At 70.1% G+C, this 18,462-nt stretch carries 22 protein-coding genes and 1 pseudogene; 21 read left to right on the forward strand and 2 right to left on the reverse strand.

Annotated features, from left to right (window positions below; all coding sequences use genetic code 11):
• The 21 genes and pseudogenes from PV734_RS08830 to PV734_RS08930 all read left to right on the forward strand — a co-directional run.
• Positions 1–211, forward strand: a pseudogene (locus PV734_RS08830) (hypothetical protein); the annotation flags it as partial.
• A 153-nt stretch (positions 212–364) separates the two neighbouring features.
• The gene (locus PV734_RS08835) at positions 365–1,030 is read left to right on the forward strand and encodes a hypothetical protein (protein WP_319289187.1); all 666 of its coding nucleotides are present in this window, start codon (positions 365–367) and stop codon (positions 1,028–1,030) included.
• A 47-nt stretch (positions 1,031–1,077) separates the two neighbouring features.
• Positions 1,078–2,271 (forward strand): SU10 major capsid protein, encoded by a 1,194-nt coding sequence (locus PV734_RS08840; protein WP_319289188.1) that lies wholly within the window; start codon positions 1,078–1,080, stop codon positions 2,269–2,271.
• Between the two features lie 15 nt (positions 2,272–2,286).
• A complete protein-coding gene (locus PV734_RS08845) occupies positions 2,287–2,646 on the forward strand; it encodes a hypothetical protein (protein WP_319289189.1) in 360 nt (119 codons plus the stop codon).
• Positions 2,643–3,053 carry a DUF6093 family protein gene (locus PV734_RS08850; RefSeq protein WP_319289190.1) on the forward strand — a complete coding sequence of 137 codons (411 nt, stop codon included), beginning with the start codon at positions 2,643–2,645 and terminating at the stop codon, positions 3,051–3,053. The genes PV734_RS08845 and PV734_RS08850 overlap by 4 nt, the downstream gene beginning before the upstream one ends.
• On the forward strand, positions 3,050–3,451 hold the full coding sequence (locus PV734_RS08855) for a hypothetical protein (RefSeq protein ID WP_319289191.1): 402 nt from the start codon (positions 3,050–3,052) through the stop codon (positions 3,449–3,451). The genes PV734_RS08850 and PV734_RS08855 overlap by 4 nt, the downstream gene beginning before the upstream one ends.
• A 4-nt stretch (positions 3,452–3,455) precedes the next feature.
• Positions 3,456–3,869, forward strand: coding sequence for a hypothetical protein (locus PV734_RS08860; protein ID WP_319289192.1), 414 nt, complete (start codon positions 3,456–3,458; stop codon positions 3,867–3,869).
• Between the two features lie 19 nt (positions 3,870–3,888).
• Positions 3,889–4,221, forward strand: coding sequence for a hypothetical protein (locus PV734_RS08865; protein WP_319289193.1), 333 nt, complete (start codon positions 3,889–3,891; stop codon positions 4,219–4,221).
• Positions 4,222–4,295: 74 nt separating this feature from the next.
• On the forward strand, positions 4,296–4,775 hold the full coding sequence (locus tag PV734_RS08870) for a hypothetical protein (RefSeq protein WP_319289194.1): 480 nt from the start codon (positions 4,296–4,298) through the stop codon (positions 4,773–4,775).
• Positions 4,775–5,299 (forward strand): hypothetical protein, encoded by a 525-nt coding sequence (locus PV734_RS08875; protein WP_319289195.1) that lies wholly within the window; start codon positions 4,775–4,777, stop codon positions 5,297–5,299. The genes PV734_RS08870 and PV734_RS08875 overlap by 1 nt, the downstream gene beginning before the upstream one ends.
• A 38-nt stretch (positions 5,300–5,337) precedes the next feature.
• Complete coding sequence (locus PV734_RS08880) at positions 5,338–5,604, forward strand: hypothetical protein (RefSeq protein WP_319289196.1); 267 nt, start codon at positions 5,338–5,340, stop codon at positions 5,602–5,604.
• A 25-nt stretch (positions 5,605–5,629) separates the two neighbouring features.
• Positions 5,630–9,688, forward strand: coding sequence for a phage tail tape measure protein (locus PV734_RS08885; protein WP_319289197.1), 4,059 nt, complete (start codon positions 5,630–5,632; stop codon positions 9,686–9,688).
• Between the two features lie 17 nt (positions 9,689–9,705).
• Positions 9,706–10,575: a phage distal tail protein gene (locus PV734_RS08890; RefSeq protein WP_319289198.1), complete on the forward strand. Its 870-nt coding sequence runs from the start codon at positions 9,706–9,708 to the stop codon at positions 10,573–10,575.
• 10 nt (positions 10,576–10,585) lie between these two features.
• Positions 10,586–11,614, forward strand: coding sequence for a hypothetical protein (locus PV734_RS08895; RefSeq protein WP_319289199.1), 1,029 nt, complete (start codon positions 10,586–10,588; stop codon positions 11,612–11,614).
• Entirely contained in the window at positions 11,611–12,687 is a 1,077-nt protein-coding gene (locus tag PV734_RS08900) for a hypothetical protein (protein ID WP_319289200.1), read from the forward strand. Before PV734_RS08895 ends, PV734_RS08900 begins: the two co-directional genes overlap by 4 nt.
• On the forward strand, positions 12,687–13,427 hold the full coding sequence (locus PV734_RS08905; protein ID WP_319289201.1) for a hypothetical protein: 741 nt from the start codon (positions 12,687–12,689) through the stop codon (positions 13,425–13,427). The genes PV734_RS08900 and PV734_RS08905 overlap by 1 nt, the downstream gene beginning before the upstream one ends.
• Positions 13,424–13,630, forward strand: coding sequence for a hypothetical protein (locus tag PV734_RS08910; RefSeq protein ID WP_319289202.1), 207 nt, complete (start codon positions 13,424–13,426; stop codon positions 13,628–13,630). Before PV734_RS08905 ends, PV734_RS08910 begins: the two co-directional genes overlap by 4 nt.
• A 30-nt stretch (positions 13,631–13,660) precedes the next feature.
• Positions 13,661–14,731 (forward strand): sialidase family protein, encoded by a 1,071-nt coding sequence (locus tag PV734_RS08915; RefSeq protein WP_319289203.1) that lies wholly within the window; start codon positions 13,661–13,663, stop codon positions 14,729–14,731.
• Between the two features lie 71 nt (positions 14,732–14,802).
• A complete protein-coding gene (locus tag PV734_RS08920) occupies positions 14,803–15,726 on the forward strand; it encodes an N-acetylmuramoyl-L-alanine amidase (RefSeq protein WP_319289204.1) in 924 nt (307 codons plus the stop codon).
• Positions 15,726–15,950, forward strand: a complete 225-nt coding sequence (locus tag PV734_RS08925; RefSeq protein ID WP_319289205.1) for a hypothetical protein — start codon at positions 15,726–15,728, stop codon at positions 15,948–15,950. Before PV734_RS08920 ends, PV734_RS08925 begins: the two co-directional genes overlap by 1 nt.
• Positions 15,947–16,315: a hypothetical protein gene (locus PV734_RS08930; RefSeq protein WP_319289206.1), complete on the forward strand. Its 369-nt coding sequence runs from the start codon at positions 15,947–15,949 to the stop codon at positions 16,313–16,315. The genes PV734_RS08925 and PV734_RS08930 overlap by 4 nt, the downstream gene beginning before the upstream one ends.
• Positions 16,316–16,374: 59 nt before the next feature.
• On the opposite strand, the gene PV734_RS08935 is transcribed toward PV734_RS08930, so the two are convergent.
• Positions 16,375–16,863, reverse strand: coding sequence for a hypothetical protein (locus PV734_RS08935; protein ID WP_319289207.1), 489 nt, complete (start codon positions 16,861–16,863; stop codon positions 16,375–16,377).
• A gap of 9 nt (positions 16,864–16,872) precedes the next feature.
• Positions 16,873–18,318, reverse strand: coding sequence for a helix-turn-helix transcriptional regulator (locus tag PV734_RS08940; protein WP_319289208.1), 1,446 nt, complete (start codon positions 18,316–18,318; stop codon positions 16,873–16,875).
• Positions 18,319–18,462 lie beyond the last annotated feature (144 nt).

Here is an 18,462-nt window from a genome sequence, read left to right on the forward strand (position 1 = left end):
CGGCCGCCGCGTGCAGGCGACCACCGAGGGCACGACCCGGCGCGGCGCCTTCTACCGGCAGGAACGAGCGCGCGCGGTCGCGGCCGGGCAGACGACGGCCGCGAACTTCCGGCTGCTGACGCCGCGCTTGATGCCCGAAGAGATCTACCGGCTCGCGGCGAGCCGGGACGAGGCGCTCGCCATGCTGCGGCGCTTCGGCTACCTGGCCTGACCGCCCCCTGATCGGCCCCGTGCGCGGGCGTCAAGACGACGAGTCGGCGTGATCCGGCAGCGCACACAGGCTCGGAGGGAGGCGTCTCTCCGGGCCCTCGCCCTGACCCCGGCGCAACGCCGACGGTCACCACCTCCTGCAACGGGAGCAGTAATGAGTACACCTCCGGACCCGACTGTCCCCCCGGCGGCGGGCAATCCGCCGCCGCCCGGGACCGGCCCGGGCGCACCCCCGTCTCCTGTCCCTCAGCCGCCGGCACCCGACCCGGTGCCGGCGGCGGGCGGTAAACCGGCCGACGATCCGGCCCTGGGCCCGGAGGGAGAGAAGGCACTCACCGAGTGGAAGAAGCGGGCCAAGGAAGCGGAGCAGCGGGAGAAGGACCAGGCGGCCCGCCTCAAAGAGTTCGAGGACCGCGACAAGACCGACGCGGAGAAGCAGGCGGAGGCACTGAAGGCGGCCACCGAGCGCGCCGACCAGGCCACCCGGCTCGCGGTCAGCTCTCAGGTCGAGGCCCTCGCCGCGGGCCGCTTCCAGGACCCGCAGGACGCGGTGACCGCCCTCCAGAGCGGCACCTTCGTCACGGCGGACGGCACGGTCGACCGGGCCGCCATCACGGCCGCGCTGGACAACCTCCTGACCCAGAAGCCGCATTGGGCGCCGTCCGGTCCGCTCACCCCGCGCCCGGACCCGTCGCAGGGACCGCGCCCGGGCGGCACCGCGGGCGGCGTCGAGGACCAGATCGCCGCGGCGAAAGCCAAGGGCGACTGGCGCACCGTGCTGTCCCTGGAAAACGCCAAGCTCGCCAACGTCAAGAACTGATCACCCGGGCAGGCAGTACGCCGCGCCCCGCACCCTAAGGAGCCCCCATGGCTGGGAGCATCACCGCCCTGGGCACGACGTACAACCTGCCCAACTACACCGGCGTCCTTCACCAGCTGACGCCGGACGACACGCCGTTCTTCTCCGCGATCGGCGGTCTGACCGGAGGCGGCCAGACCAACGCCAAGGAGTTCGAGTGGCAGACCTTCGACCTGCGTAACGCCGGGCAGAACACCGCCCTCGAGGGTGCGGACGCGCCCACGGACCAGGAGCGGGTACGCGGGTCGGTCGACAACATCACGCAGATCCACCACGAGACCGTCGGCGTCTCGTACACGAAGCTCGCCGCGGTCGGCGCGCACTCGGGTCTGAACATCGAGGCCACCAACCCGGTCCGCAACGAGCTGGACTGGCAGGTCGAACAGATGCTCAAGCAGATGGTGAGGGACGTCGAGTGGTCCTTCATCAACGGCGTCTACCAGAAGCCGTCCGACAACACGACGAACCGCAAGACCCGCGGCATGATCACGGCCATCAGCACCAATGTGCAGAGCTTCGGCTCGGCGCTCGGCTCCGCGGCGGGCGCGATCAGCACGGACGCGTTCACGCTCGCCGCTCACGGCCTGGTGGCTGGCGACCAGGTCACCCTGGACACCATCGTCACCCTGACCGGTGTCAGCGCGGACACCCCGTACTACGTGGTGACGGTGACCACGAACACCTTCAAGCTGGCGCTGACCAAGGGCGGCGCGGCCATCGACCTGGCGGGCGGCGACGGCACCGCCAACGTCACCAAGCTGGTCGCCGTCTCCAAGGCGGCCATCGACGGGATGCTCCAGCAGGTGTACGACAACGGCGGGATCATGGAGTCGGAGACCGCGACGCTGGTCGTGGGCTCGACCTCGAAGCGGGGCGTCACCGACGCCTACGCGAACGCCTACGGCAAGTACCAGGAGACCAGCCGTTCGGTCGGCGGCGTCAACCTCCAGACGATCCAGACCGACTTCGGCGTGCTGAACATCATGCTCGACCGGCACATGCCCAGGCACAAGATCATGGTCACGTCGCTGGAGGAGTGCGAGCCGGTCTACCTGGAGACCCCGGGCAAGGGCCACTTCTTCGCCGAGCCGCTCGCCAAGACCGGCGCCAAGGAGCGCACCCAGCTCTACGGCGAGGTCGGCCTGAAGTACGGCAACGAGCGCAAGCACGGCCTGGGCACCGGCTTCCTCGCCAGCCTGTAGAAGGGGAGACGGACGGTGGCACTGGCAACCCTCGCGGATCTGGTCGAGCGGCTCGGCCGTGACCTGACGGCAACGGAGGAGCGTCAGGCCACCGCCTGGCTGGCCGACGCCGAGGCGCTCATCCTGAAGCCGTTCCCGCAGTACGCGACCGCGCCCACGGCCATCTCCAAGAAGGTCTGCTGCGCCATGGTGCTGCGGAAGCTGGACAATCCGAACGGGAAGCGGCAGGAGTCGCTGGACGACTACTCGTACACGATCGACTCGTCCCGCTCGCGGGGCGAGGTGTACCTGTCCGACGACGAGAAGGAGGAGCTGAGACCGTCGAAGAAGGTGGCGTTCAGCATCGTCCCGGGCGCACCTGTCGAGGAGTCGTGAACGTCGACGGCGCCCTCGCCGCCGGCCGGGCGGCGGCCGAGTCCCGGATGCGGGACACCGTCCGCCTCTACACCCAGGCAGCCGACACCTTCAACCGGACCACCGGCACCACGGTGCCCGGGCCGAAGACGACGCTGTACTCGGGCAAGGCGCGGGTCAAGCCCATCGGGCAGAGCGGCGGCGAGGACACTTCCGCCGGCGAACGCGAGGTGCTGCTCCGTGAGTACGAGGTATCGCTGCCCTGGGCCACGGTCCTGCCCGGCGGCACCCGCGTACTGCCCGGTACGCGGATCGAGGTCCTGGCCTCGCCCGATGCCCGCATGACGGGTCTGGTTCTGTGGGTCGTCGCAGCCCAGTTCCATGACCAGGCGACGGCCTGGCGGATCAGTACGGAGGACAGGTCATGACGGCGGCACGCTTCGACATGCGCGACGTACGGCGCCTGGAACGCCACCTGGCCCGCAGCATCCCCCGCGTCCGCAAGGACGCCCGCGCGGTCACGATGCGCGGCGCCGTCAACGTCAAGAACAACTGGCGGGCCAACGCCCGGGCCACCAGCGGGAAGCACGCCAGGCACTACCCGCGCACGATCGGCTTCGACTTCGCTGCGTACGGTCGCGACCTGTTCATGGCCACGATCGGCCCGGACAAGGCGGGGGTGCAGGGCCCGCTGGGCGCGATCCTGGAGTACGGGTCGGTGCACAACCCGCCGCACAACGACGGCGGCCGGGCACTGGCCACCGAGATGCCCCAGTTCCTGGCTCAGATGGAACTGCTCGCCGCGCGCGGCCTGGCCTGGTGGTGAGCCGATGGTCACCGTCCCCGATGTTCTGCCGCACATGGACGCCGTCAAGGCCGCCCTGGAGACCGCCGAGCTGACGGTCTACGTGGGCGGCGCCCCCGCCAGCTCGGGCTGGACGCCGCCGGACAAGTTCTGCGTGCTGTACCCGGATGCGGGCATGGCGGTACGGGCGTCGCTCGCCGACGACCGCACGCACTTCGACTCGACGATGCAGGTCACCTGCGTGGGCAGCGACGTCGAACGCGCCCTGTGGGTCGCCTCCCGCGTCCGCCAGGCCCTCGCCGCGCCCCTCACGGTCGTCGGCCGGTCCTGCTGGCCGGCCGAGGACCTCGGCGGGCCGCCCGTCCAGCGGGATGACGACGTCACCCCGCCCGTTTTTTTCGTGCCGGTCCAGTACCGGATCTGCTCGACCCCCGCCTGATCCGACAGGAGAGTCCCTCATGGCGCTTCTCGCCCAGCAGGCCGTCGCACTGAGCGGCCTGACCCCGACCTACTCGGCTGCTGCCGCGTCCACCACGGTGACGTGCGGCGAACGCAGCTTCCTGCACGTCAAGAACACCAACGGTTCCAGCATGACCGTCACGCTCACCGCGACCGCGAAGGTCCGCGGCCAGGCCGCCGCCGACGTCGTCGTGACCGTTCCGGCGACGACCGGCGACAAGCTGATCGGCCCCATCACGGCGGACCTGTTCGCGTCGGCGGTCGACGGCGTGAGCGCGTCGGTCAGCTACTCGTCGACGACCAGCGTCACCGTCGCCAGCCTCGTCATCTGACCCCGCCCGGCCTGTCCCGTCCGCTTCGCCCGCCCCGCCTGCCCGGGGCTTTTTTCATGCCCTGAGGAGGGTCCATGTCCGACCTGATCAACGACGGAATGACCAAGGTGAGCTGGGTGGCCAGCATCGCCAACATCAACGCGCCGACCGCGGCCGAGCTGACGGCGGGCCAGGACTTCACGGCCCGCATCACCCCCGACGGCCTGAAGATCGACCCGTCCACGGCGGACGTCGACACGTCCAGCCTGGCGTCGACCTTCGACACCAAGACCGTGGGCCGCGTGGGCTTCGACACCGAGACGACGTTCAAGCGCGGCACCACCACGCCTGAGGACCTGCCCTACGCGACGCTCAAGTACGGCGTCAGCGGCTACCTCGCCATCCGCCGCGGCGTCGCCTACGCCACCGCCTGGACGGCCGGGCAGAAGGCCGAGATCTACCCGATCACCTGCGGCGAGCCGCAGAACAACGCCCCGGCCGCGAACGAGGTCATGAAGTTCACCTCGCCGATGAAGGTCACCAACCCGCCGGCGACCGCCGCGACGGTGGCCTGATGCCGAACATCGAGGACATCCTCAAGGCCGCCAAGCCCCGGGAGCGCACCGTCCGGGTGTGCGTCCGGGGGGACCTGGCCAGCGAGGCGGAACGGCTCGCGGCCGAGCTGGCGCAGGTGTCGCAGGAGTGGGAGCCCTCCAGCCTCGTGGACGAGCACCCGGGCCGCCGGATCGCCGCCGACCTGCGCACCGCGCAGACGGCGGCGAAGGCCGCCGAGGAGCCGTTCGTGCTGCGGTTCATCGGCGACCAGGCCTACAGCGATCTCCTGGCCGCGCACCCGTCGGACAACGAACGAGAGCTGTTCGACGACCGGACGTTCCCGACGGCGCTGATCGTCGCCTCGTGCGTCGACCCGAAGATGACCCCCGAGCAGGCCGCAGCCCTGTTCGAGATCGTCAACAAGGGCGAGCAGAAGCGCCTGTTCGACGCCGCGTGGGAGGTCAACAACGACGCGGCAGCCGACGCGTCCCCTTTCTCGCTGGCCGCCTCCGCACTCCTGGCGGGCCTTGGCGGCGAGAAGTAGAAGCCGCCCGCGCCTGGGGCGTGCCCCGCTCCGTGTTCATGGGGCGCGCCATCGGGCCGGGCGAGCCGTTGTGGCTGGCCGAGGACCGGGCATGGGCGTTCGCCCTGCTGGACGTCGAGGCGGACGCCTGCCCGGAGTGCAGACAGCCGTGGGGCGAGGCCACCGACGCGGCGAACGAGTTCAGCTACCGAGCTGAGCTGATCCGCTGCCACGCCTGCACGGCGTCAGCGACGGCCGTGAAGGCCTACCAGGACAAGGGCGGCAAGTCCGAGGGGCTGCACGTCCACATCGAACGGCGCCCGTAGCGCCCGATCCTGACGGGGGTGAGCTGTGACCACCCGTACCGTCAACGTCCGCCTGATCGCGGACATCAACCAGTACACCCGCAACATGCGCAACGCCGCCCGGCAGACGTCGCAGATGGCCAAAGCGGGCGCCATCGCCGGCACAGCGCTGGTCACGGCGTTCGCGGTCGCCGCCGCAGCAGCGGCCAAGTTCGACAAGGAGCTATCCAACGTCCGCGCGGTCACGGGCGCGTCGGCGAAGGAGATGGGCAAGCTCCGGGCCGCCGCACTGGAGGCCGGGAAGACCACCAGCTTCACGGCGACGGAGGCCGCCCGGGCCGAGGCCGAGCTCGCGCGCGCCGGCGTCACGACCGCCGACATCATCGGCGGCGCCCTGAAGGGGTCGCTGGCGCTGGCCGCCTCCGGGCAGGTCGACCTCACCGAGGCCGCCGTCGTCTCCGCGCAGGCGATGAACACCTTCGGCCTGGCGGGCAAGGACGTCACCCACATCGCGGACCTGCTCGCGGCCGGCGCCAACAAGTCGGCCGCGGACGTGCACGGCCTGGCCATGTCGCTCCGTATGGGCGGTCTGCTGGCCCACCAGACCGGCCTGTCCATCGAGGACACCGTCGGCACCCTGGCCGCGTTCGCTGACCACGCGCTGATCGGCTCGGACGCCGGTACCTCGCTCAAGGTCATGCTTCAGCGACTGGTGCCGCAGTCCAAAGAGGCCAAGGGCACGATGGACGCCATCGGCTTCAGCGCCTACGACGCGTCCGGCAAGTTCGTCGGCCTGTCCGAACTCGCGGGCCGCATGAAGACCAGCTTCAGCAAGCTGACGCCCGAGGCCCGCAACGCCGCCATGGCTACGATCTTCGGTGCGGACGCCGTCCGGTCAGCAACGATCTTGTATGAGCTCGGCTCGGAGGGCATCAACAAGTACGTCAAGTCCGTCAACGACCAGGGCGCCGCCGGTCGGATGGCCAGCATCCAGACCGACAACCTGATCGGTGACGTAGAGCGGCTGCGCGGCGCCATCGAGGTCGCGCTCATCGAGAGCGGCTCGGCGGCCAACGGCACGCTGCGCCAGATGACCAAGTGGATCACCAGCCTCATCAACGCCTACAACGGGCTGTCGCCAGAGCTTCAGCACGCCGTCACCCTGTTCACCGGGGTCGGCGGGGCCATGGCCCTGGCCGGTGCGGGCATCCTGCTGCTGCTGCCGCGGATCGCGGCGACGCGCGCCGCGATGACGGCCATGGGCATCACGGCCGCGCGCACCCGGATCGTGATGATGCGGCTGGGACAAGTCGGGGCTGTCGTCGCGGGCCTGGAGCTGATCTCGTTCGCCGCACAGAAGATCCACGACCAGTTCAAGGACGCGCCCGCGTCGGTGTCGAAGATGGCCAACAGCTTCGTTGACCTCGCCCAGAAGGGAAAGGCCGGCGGGGAAGCGGCACGCGTCTTCGGGGAGAACCTCGACGGGTTCGGCAAGGCCGTCCAGCGTGTGGCTCACCCGAGCGGGGAGAACCGTGCCACGGACATCGTCAACTCGCTGACTCTCGGGCTGACCGAGGGCCTCATGGAGTCGGACATCGCCCTCCAGGACGCCCGCGACCAGGTCAAGTCGGTCGACGAGGCCCTGAGCGGACTGGTGCAGGGCGGCGCAGCGGACACCGCTGCGGACGCGTTCACGAAGCTCGCCACCGAGGCCGCGGCGCAGGGAACGTCCACCGAGAAGCTGCTGACGCTGCTGCCCGGCTACTCGGACGCGCTGGCGTCCACGGACACCCAGTCCAAGCTCACCGCCGAGGCGCAGGCCAAGCTGGCGACGCAAGCCGGCATGACCGCCGACGAGCTGCAGGACCAGCGGACCGAAGCGGAGAAGCTCTCGGACGCGCTGAAAAACTTGAATGGCGGGGCCATCTCCGCGGCCGAGTCCGAGATCGCCTTCCGCCAGTCCCTGAAGTCGCTCTCGGACGCGGTGAAGGACAACGGCCACAGCCTCGACGTCACCACGGAGAAGGGGCAGGCCGTCAAGGGCGCGTTCCTGGACGCCGCGAAAGCGGCGATGGAGAACGCCAACGCGGTGGCCGAGCAGAAGGGCAGCCAGGAGGCTGGCCAGAAGGTCCTGACGAAGGACATCAGGCTGCTCAAGGAGCAGATGTCCGCGCTGGGGTTCTCGAAGGACGCGATCGACAGGCTGACGGGCGCTTACCTGCGGCTGCCGCCGGTGGTGCCCACGAAGGTCGAGGCGAAGACCGCGGCGGCCATGAGGGACCTGGAGGCGGTCAAGAGGAAGATCGCCTCGACCAAGGGCAGGTCCTTCACCATGTCCGCGCTGGACAAGGACGCACGGGCCACCCTCGAACGCCTCGGCTTCAAGATCAAGAACCTCAAGGGCAAGAAGGTCATGATCACCGTGCCCACCGGTGCCCAGAAGACAGCCGTCGATGCCCTGGCCGCCGCGATCCGTGCCCTGCAGGACAAGTCTGTGGCCGTGACCACGACGTTCTACACGAGGGGGACCAAGAGCAAGGTTGCTCCCGCGCACCGCGACTACGGGGCGCAGGCCGACGGCTCGATCCTGTCCTTCTACGCGGACGGCGGGGTGCGGGAGAACCACGTCGCGCAGATCGCACGCAAGGGCTCCTGGCGGGTGTGGGCGGAGGACGAGGCCGGGGATGAGGCCTACATTCCGCTCGCGGCCAACAAGCGCCCCCGGTCGAGGCAGATCGCCGCCGAGACGGTGAAGCGGCTCGGCGGCAGCGTGCAGTGGTTCGCCGGCGGCGGCATCCCCGGCTTCACGTACACGCCGACGGGCAGGCCAGTTCTCGGTGGTCCGTCGGACGCCAAGTCGCGCTACGACCAGGAGATCGAGGACCTCAAGAAGGCGTGGGCGGATCTCACCAAGGCGCTCGCCGACGCCCGGAAGAAGACCGACGCGCTCAAGGACGCCGAGCGCAACCTCGCGCGGGTGCGCCGGTCGAAGCCGACGAAGAAGCAGCTGGAGGCCGCGCAGGACCGGGTCGCGGACGCCCGCAAGGCGAAGGGCACGGCCGACGCCAGGGTCCGCCAGGAGCGGGCCGACGTCTACGCCGCCGATGCCGAACTCGGCCTGAAGAAGGGGGCGAAGGCACCGCGCGGGTTCAACCTGAAGGCCTACCAGACCCAGCTGAACGAGTCGGTGGCGGAGACCGAGAAGTGGCGCAAGAGCCTGTCGAGGATCGGGCAGCGGGGCGGCAAGGAGCTCCAGGCACTGCTGGAGGGCATGGGCGAGGACGGCTATGCCCTGGTCAACGCCCTCGCGGGGGCGAGCGACAAACAGTTCAAGGACATCGTCGCCAAGCTGGAGAAGACGGGCGACTTCGCCAAGGCGACGCTGAAGGACTTCACCAGCCAGCTCGGCTCCAGCACGAAGGAGTCGCAGAAGTTCGCGGCCGACCTGCAGAAGCTGGCGGCGGCCGGGTTCGGGGATCTCGCCCAGGCGCTCGCTGCCCAGGGCGACGCCTCCGCGATGACTCTCGCCTCCGAGGCGGTGGGCAACAGCAAGGCGGCTGCTGCGGCCAACGCGCAGGTCGGCAAGGCGCAGTCGACGCTCACCGGCGAGGACCTCGCCAACAGCCTGGTTCTGCTGTCGACTCTGCGGGGCGGACCGGGGCGCGGGTATGCCGACCTGATCGCGGCCGGGCTGGATACGGCGACGATCAAGGCCTTGGTCCCGAAGATGACCAAGCAGATCGGTTCGCTGCCCGCTCCGAACAAGGAGACGTTCGTGCGCCAGTGGGTCGCGCAGGGCGGCAAGGCGATGGCGGCCGGCGGCATCCTCAACCGGCCCGCCATGGTCCTGGGCGGCGAGGCCGGGGTGCGCGAGTCGTGGATCCCGTGGAACGGCAGCGCCCGGTCGCGGGCGCTGCTCGCCAAGACCGCCGCCGCCATGGGCTACCAGATGGTGCCCGCAGGCCGGTACGGAGGCGGTGGTGTCTCGACGGCGGCTGTCGCCCGGGAGGTGTCCCGGCAGATCACCGTGAACCTGTACGGCGCCCGGCAGTCGTCGGCGGAGCAGGCCCACGACATCGCCCGTGTCATCTCCTTCACCGGCTGAGAGAAAGGGGGTTCGGTATGCCGTACACGCCGGGCGCCGCCCTGGACGGCCTCAGGGCGAGCCTGGGCAGTGTGGACCTGGGTGCCGTCGACTCCGACGGCACCGCCTGGTTCCTCCAGAGCCTGGACGGCTGGGACAGCCCGGAGGTCCGCGCGGAGTACACCGACCGCGAGGCCGACCACGGCGCATGGGCGTCCCCCGTCTACCTCGGGTCACGGCCCGTCACCCTGGCCGGCACCATCGTCGCCGCGACGCAGGACCTCCTCGAAGCGTCGATGGAACGGCTCCGGGCGGCTGCCTCGCTCACCGACACCGTGCTGACGGTGTGGGAGACGGTGTCGAAGCAGGCCACGGTGCGACGCAGCGGGAAACCGCTCATGCAGTACGTCACGAACACCACGGCGACGTACTCGGTGATGGTGACCGCGCAGGACCCGCGCCGCTACAGCACCACCCTGGGTACCGGCACGACCGCGCTGCCGTCGACGACCGGTGGCCTGGCCTTCCCCTCATCGTTTCCCCTCACGTTCTCGGCGGCGACCGTCTCCGGGCAGATCACCGCGGCGAACGCGGGGACCGTCGACACCCGGCCGGTCCTCACCATCACCGGCCCGGTCGTCGCACCTGTCATCGCCGCTCTCTACCCGGACGGCACGGTGCGTCAGCTCATCTACTCCCTGGACCTGGTCACCGGGGACGTCCTGACCATCGACACCGACGCCCGGACCGTGCTGCTGAACGGCGGTGTGTCGAGGCGCCGGTTCATGACCGTTGCCGGGGGCTGGCCCGTCATCCCCGCCGGCTCGTCCGTCAGCTACCAGTTCCAGTCGGGCACCTACAACGCGACCGCGATGCTGACCGCCGCCTGGCGCTCGGCATGGATGTGAGGAGGCCGGTATGCCGGTAGACGTATGGGCCATCGACACCCTGACGTTCTCGGGCCTGGAGGCCCGCAACGCGGACGCCATGCTCGTCATGAACGACGGGACCGCCCTCGGCTCCCGGTCCGGTGTGCGCCCCGGCGACCCGGGCCTGACCGTCACCCTGGCCGGTACGACGATCAACTGCTCGGCCGGTGTCGCAGCGGTCGCCTACGCCGGGCAGGGCATCTACCGGGTGGCGTTCCCCTCGTCGGTGTCCCCGGGCGTCTACACCGCCGCGCATGCCACCCTCAACCGCATCGACCTCGTCTACCTGCGGGTGTGGGACAACTCGGTCGACGCGTCTGGCCTCAACAAAGGCGACGTCGTCTACCTGGCGGGGACCCCCGCCGGATCTCCCGTGGCACCGACGCCGGCGGGCACGCAGATCTACATGCCGCTCGCCACGATCACTGTGCTGTCCGTCTCGAACGGCGGCACCGCCTCGGTGTCCACCGCCGTGCGGCCGTACACCGTCGCCCCGGGCGGCATCCTGCCCGCCACCGCCGCACCCAGCAGCCCCTACACCGGCCAGTACTGGGACGACGGCAGCAACCTGCGCCGCTGGAACGGGAGTGCGTGGCGGACCGTGTCGCCGCTGGCCGTGTCGGCGTCCGACCAGATCAGCATGCCGGGCTCGTTCACGACCGGCAGTTTCGTCGACTTCACGGCCGGGCAGTGGCCGCCCGTGACGGTGACTGTGCCGCCCTCGGGGCAGGTGCGGGTGACGATCGGCGCGGCCGTCGCGAACACGGTCTCCGGCTCGGCGACGGCATGGGCGTCGTGGCGGGCCACCGGCGCATCCACCATGGGCGCCTCCGAGAAGAACAGCGTCACGACGATCGGGGCCCGCACCTACGCGAGCCGGGTGTACGTCCTGTCCGGCCTGACCGCTGGCGCGTCCCTCACGATCACGCCCGTCTACCAGGTGTCCGCGGCCGGCGCGATCGGCTCGGTAACCCGGGTGTCCGACGGACAGCTCATCGTCGAACCGCTGCCCGGATGAGCGCCGTCACCCTGGCCTGGTTCGGGTGCGACCTGCGCACCGGCGGCATCATCGAGGACCTGCCCGCGCTCACCCCGTCTGGGGCACTGTCCCGCCGCCTCGGCGACACCACCACCCTGCAGGCGACCCTCGCTCTGCCCGGCGCCCCGGCCGGTTGGGCGGAGGCCACCGCGCCGGGCGCCACGCTGCTGGTCGCCGTCGACACGGTCACCGACATCCCGCTGTGGGCGGGCGCCGTCGTCACGAGAGAGGGCGGTAGCGGGCAGAGTGTGCAGCTCGGCGCGGCCACCCTGGAAAGGTATTTGGACGGCCGCTACCCAGGCACCCAGACCCTCATCGCCACCGACCAGGCCGCGATCGTCACCGCCCTGGCCACACCAGCGCTCACCGACGGGCCGCCGCTCGTCATCGACGCCCCGGCCATCGGGACGAACCTCGACTACCTGACCCAGGACGGCGACGACAAAACGATCCTGTCCTGTCTCCAGGAACTGATGGGCATGGACGGCGGCCCCGAGTGGACCATCGACGTGACCTGGAACGGCGCCCATTCCGGGTTCCAGTTCCCGCTGCGGGTGCGCCCCTCGGTCGGCGTGCACACCGCGACCGCGGTCACGTTCGACTTCCCGGGCTGCGTCAACGCCTACACGCTCGGCGAGTCCTACGAGGCGGGCAAGGGTGCCACCGTCGTCACCGCACGCGGGGAGGGGGAGGGCATCTCGCGTCTCACCTCGGTGCCACATGTGGCGACCGTGCTGATCGCGAACGGCTGGCCGCGCTGGGAATACCGGTTCACGCCCGCGACCGGCGTGACGGACCCTGACCAGCTGGACGCGCACGCCGCCCGCTCGCTGTCGCTGATGGCGCAGGGAGCCCAGGTGTGGTCCGTGGAGGCGGTCGCCTCCCGGGCCCCGCGCCTGGGCCAGGACTGGGGGCTGGGCGACAGCATCCACCTCGCTGTCGAGACGTCGCCCCGGCACCCGGACGGCACGGACATGACGGCCCGCTGCTGGGCGTGGGAGCTGGACGCCGGCGCGGACCGGGTCCGGCCGGTACTCGTGGAGGAGGGCTGATGCCCCGACAGCTCGACCAGCTGCCCGCCGACGCCACCAGCCTCGCCCGCCGCCTCGTCGCGCTGGAGCGCCAGGTGACCGAGCTGCGGGCCGCCCGGCGGCTCGGTGCGGCGACCGCGAGCAACGTCCGCCTGTACTCGGCGGACGGAACGGTCCTGCTGGCCGAGCTGGCGCCCGACGGCAGCGGTGGCGGAGGCCTGTGGACGCGCGGCCTGCAGAGCCCCATCAATATCTCGTCCTACCTCGGCTCCGGTGAACTCGCGTTCCGGCCGGTCGAGGACGGCCTCGTTCAGGTACCGGGCCGCGCCTACTACGACAGCGACGCCTACCAGTACTCCGACCTCACCCTCTCCTCGGGCGCGGTCGGGGCAGCCGACCACCAGGCCTTGCTGATCCTGGAGTCCCTCTTCGCCGGCGCGACGCCGTACGTGTACGTGCAGGCCGAGGGTGGCGGCCAGTGCGGGTTCGACGTCTCCGGCGTCCTGACCGCGGGAAGTCTGGCCTGGGGACAGGTCTCCATCACGCCGTCCGCCGCGAACACCCCGACCTCGATCGCCGTGACCGGCTTGAGCGTCAAGGGCAGCACATTCCTCGGCTACGCCGTAGCCACCACGACCGCGCCCGGATCGCAGGTCACCGGCGCAAGCGCCACATCGGTGACCTCGTCGGGTCTGACCGTGTGGACCACCCGCACCAACACAACAGCGACCCTCGTGAACTGGATGGTGATCGGCCTGTGACCACGCCCGTCTTCGAGCCCGCGCTCTGGTACTCCGTCGTTGCCCGCGACGACAACGAGGCCTGCACCAACAGCGGCACGGAGTTCGAGGTGAACCCCTGCTACTCCAACGCCGGAACGGTCGTCGTCGAGTGCGGCCGGTGCCGGCAGCCCATGACGATCGTCTCCGCCGTACTCCTCGACCCACAGCCCGAAGTCTCCTGACCCGCCCACCCTCGACGCGAAGGAGCCTCGATGTCTGTCCCGTTCTCTGCGAGCTCTGGCGGCTACACCGCCTACCGCATCCCCGCCCTGACCGTGGCCCCCGACGGTTCACTGCTTGCTCTCGCGGAGGGCCGCAAGAACAGCGTCGGCGACTCCGGCGAGATCGACATCGTGCTGCGGCGGTCTGCCGACGCGGGCGCGACGTGGGGCCCGCAGGCGATCGTCACCAGCCACGGCGCCAACACCGCAGGCAACCCGTGCATCGTCACCGACCCTGCCTCCGGGGATCTCGTCCTCCTGTCCTGCGGCAACGCAGGCACGGCGATCGAGGCCGACATCCTGAAAGGCCTGGCCACCCGGCAGGTGTACGTCCAGCGCAGCACCAACTCCGGCGCCACATGGACGACCCCGGCAGACATCACCTCACAGGTCAAAGCGTCGTGGATGCGCTGGTACGGCACCGGCCCGGGCCGCGGAGTCGCCGTCACCCAGGGCCCGCACGCGGGCCGTCTCGTGATCCCCGCCAACCACTCCCGGGCGCCCGCGTTGGGCAGTAGCGACACCGGGGCGGAGCTGAGGTACCTCGGCGCGCACGCCATCGTCAGCGATGACGGCGGCCACACTTGGCAGATCTCGTTTACCTCCTCGAATCCCACGGGCTCCCTGAACGAGAACGAGACCGCAGTTGCCGAGCTCGGCGACGGCCGCTTGTACTTCAACTGCCGCGACCAGAACGGCACCACGCCCGGCACTCGGGCGGACGCCTGGTCGACGGATGGCGGCAGCACCTTGCAGACCGCGTACCGGGTTCAGGGCACGATCACCACGCCGGCGGTGCACGGCAGTCTCCTGCAAGTCCCCAACGGGCCGCTGCTGTATGCGGGGCCCGAGCACCCGGACGGCCGCATCGCGATGGCAGTCCGCCGGTCCGACGACGGCGGACGCACCTGGTGGACCTGCCGCAAAATCTCCGGATTGCATGCCGCGTACTCCTCGATGGCGCTGATCGACGACGCGACGCTCGGCCTGCTCTACGAGACCGGCGGCTGGACGCCCTACGACCAGATCGAGTTCACCACCGTGCCTGTGTCCGAACTCTGACCGGCGCGCCCTGCCCCGCCCAACTGCCCTGTGCCGTCTGGCCGGGGCCTTCGTCATTCCTGGAGGAACGCATGGCCCTACCGATGTCCGACACGGCGTTCCTCGCCGCACTGCGGGCCGAGGGCGCCGCAGTCGTCGAGGTCGGCGCCTGGCGCACCAACAACCGCAACCACAAGGGCCCCTGGGGACCCGTCCACGGCGTGATGATCCACCACACCGTGACCTCCGGCGCCGCCCGCACGGTCGCCATGTGCCGCGACGGGCACAGCGCGCTGCCCGGGCCGCTGTGCCACGGCGTCATCACCAAGGACGGCCGAGTGCACCTGGTCGGCTACGGGCGCGCCAACCACGCGGGCCTGGGTGACGAGGACGTCCTCCAGGCGGTCATCGCCGAGCGCGCCCTGCCCGTCGACGACGAGGCCACCGTCGACGGCAACCGGCACTTCTACGGCTTCGAGTGCGAGAACCTCGGCGACGGCGAAGACCCGTGGCCGCCCGCGCAGTTGCTCGCGATCGAGCAAGTCGCCGCGGCGATCTGCCGGCACCACGGATGGTCGGCGGCCTCGGTCATCCGGCACCTCGACTGGCAGCCCGGCAAAATCGACCCGCGCGGGCCCGGGCTGGACTGGCGGCTGATGCGGGCGCGGATCGCCGCCCGGCTGGACACCAAGGCGCCGACGCCGACTCCGGCCCCGGTGACGCCGACCGTCAGCCTCGCCCGGCTGGCCCGGGCGGCGCGTACGGACCCGACACGGCCGGGGACACCGGTGTCGTACGCCGGGGTGCGCACCGTCGAGACCGCGCTCATCGATGCCGGACTGCTCGCCAAGACCTACGGGGACAGCCATTTCGGCACGGCCACGGTCACCGCGTACGCCAAGTGGCAGCGCTCCGCGGCCGGGGGCAGTCACCGCGGCGACGCGGCCGACGGCATCCCCGGCCGTGACTCCCTGACCCGACTCGGCCTGACGGCCGGATTCAAGGTGGTGGACTGATGAGGGACAGCACGAAGAGGACCGCGCGCACCGTTCTCCAGACCGGGACCGGTATCGCCGTGGCACTGCCCGGCATCGTCGCCGCGTCCGGGATCCCCGAAACCCTCGGGTGGGTGGCCGCCGCCCTGGGCGTTGCGGGCGGATTCGCCCGGGTGATGGCCCTGCCCAGCGTGCAGCAGCTGCTGCCCAGCTGGCTCCGCACGGACGACGGGGGCCGTGAGTGACGCCCCCAGAGCCAGCGTCGGCCGCGCTCAACCTCGCCGAGAGCACCGGGGTGCCGCTGGTCGACGCCGCGGTGGTGTGGAGTGTCGCGGGCGCTGCGTTGGCCGGGATGATCATCCTGATCTGGCGTGGCGTGCGGGGGATACGCCGTGTGATCGAGCGGGTCGACACGTTCGCCGACGACTGGGCGGGCGTTCGCAGCCGCCCGGGCGTCCCTGAGCGGCCCGGCGTCATGGTCCGCCTGGACCGGATCGAGGAACAACTCCAGAGCGTGCAGCACGAGCTCCGGCCCAACTCCGGCCAGTCCCTCAGGGACGCGGTCGACCGAGTCGAGCGGACCCTCGCCGCCGACACCGACAGCCCATGACACTGCCCCCTGTACGGCCCACTACGGGCCGTACAGGGGGCGCTTCGACGTGCGTGAGCTCAGCCTCGGCGCATGGCCCCGTCTGGCCAGACGACGTCGACCGGCAGGCCTGCCTCCAGGGCCTCGATGACAGTGTCTGCAGTGCCACCGCCCTTTCCTGTCGGGGGTTCGCCATTCCATACGGCGATGAGCCTGTCGGCGCGATCCAGGAGCGTGCGGTTGGCGTCCTCGTAGGCCGCTCGATTGGCCGTCTCGTTGGGGAGCACGAGTACCTCATCTGCCCTCGCGCACAGCCGATCGAACGTCGCTTCGTGGTCCAACTTGACCTTGTTCTGGCGGTAGTCCTGAGAGGGGATGACCGCTACAAGACGCCCGCCGAGGTCCAATACGGCTTCAGCGAACAGAGAGTCTGCGCCCTTGGCGATGCACGACACCCCGATCAGGTCGGAGCCGACGTGCGGCTTCAGTGCCTCCCTCAAGGCATCGCGTACCAAGGGCACACTGGCGTCGGTGAGATCCATGTGCCCTGTCACAGCGATGGTGGTCACGTTGCTCCCTCAATTCGACAACAGGTCGCGGATCATAGTGCGTGCTTCACTCACAGGCCGCGATGATCCACGCCCCACGGTGTACGGGTAAAGCTGGCTCACCTGGGCGCGCACCCGGGCGGACTGTGTTTTCCCGGCGGCGTCGACGGCCAGGCGGGTGTGGTCCACGGCGCTGGTGACGTCGCCAAGCAAGAAGTGGCACTCGGCCAGACCGATCAGGTCGAGGGCGTGGCTTCGCCCGGCCTCGGGTCCTCGGGTGGCTAGTGCCCTCTGGATGGAACCAGCCGCGTCCTCTGCGTGCCTGTGCGGATCCTGACGTGCCAGGTCCAGCAGGCGTCCACCGGTGACACCGGCCAACTCGGCCTCGTCGAAGTACGCGATCCAATACGGTTCGTTGTCGTGACCTGCGTCAGCGAGGGCGTCCGCTGCTTCCCCTGTGGCCCGTCGGAAAGCTGAGCTGCGGCCCATGGCCGCGTACGCCCACGCCTCCCGGGTATGGAGTAGAGCGCGCACGCGTGGGTTAGCCGATTTTTGGGAGCCCTTTTGGGCCAGGTGCACGAGTTCCAGGGCGTCTTGGGGCCGGTTTCGGTAAAGCATCTGCCGGGCCATGCCAGCGATCACGTTGGCGCCGAAGGCGTCGTCCCCGCCTGCATGGGCTGCGCGCAGAGCGAGTTGGTAGTAGCTCTGTGCCTGTTTATGCATCCCGGAATCCCACGCCATGGTCGCGGCCGTGCCACCGAGGTAAGCCATGACCCGGAAGAGTCCCCGCTCGATGGCCGGAACTTGGTGCTCCTCCAGATGTGCGGCTACCTCGTTGAGTTGACCGACGACGGCCTTCCGACGCAGGCCTCCGCCGAACCTGTGGTCCCAGGCACGGAATGCGCGTGCCGTGAATTCGAGTTGTTCGACCTCGCGGTGGCCGAGACGGCCGCGACCACGTTTCTGCTCGGATGGCAGGGACATCTGCAGCCAGCCCTCCACGGAGTCGAGCAGGGCGGCTCCGGTGAGGGCGGCACCGGCTAGGGCCCGGGTTGCCGCACGACGGTCCATCACTAGGTCGCTCCTGGTCAGGTCTGTGGCCAGTTGCACGGTCGCAGTGGGGTGCCAGGGGGCGTCGTCAGATGACCGTGTGGCCGGGGATACGGGCGAGTCTGGGGCGGCGGGCTCTCTTTCCCAGGGACGGTCGGCCAAGCCGAGCATCCGGCCCGGGATACGCAGACCGTCGGAGATACGGCGGACGACGTCGAAGCTGGTGACCTGGTGCCGTCCACTGATGATCGTTGAGACCTTGCCGGGGGTTAGCTGGCAGGCCGAGGCGATCCGGTTCTGTGAGAGGCCGCCCCACTTCTTGAACAGGGCGAACGCCGCCGCGAAGTCGTGCTCTGCCAGGGCTCGTTTGACGTCCTCTCGGTCGAGGACATCGGAGGCGAGCGGGCCGGGGGTGGCGGCGTCCATGGGGCCAACTTCCGGAGTGATCGTATGCGCGGCGGGGCGCTGTTCCGAACAGACAACGAGTGTATTACCGCCTCGGTAACACCTGCTGGTCATCCCGGATTTGCACGGGGGTGACGAACCTCAATGTGTGAACGTCGCACCCCG

Origin of the sequence: Streptomyces sp. AK08-02, from assembly GCF_033795085.1 — a bacterium.
Classification (GTDB): domain Bacteria; phylum Actinomycetota; class Actinomycetes; order Streptomycetales; family Streptomycetaceae; genus Streptomyces; species Streptomyces echiniscabiei.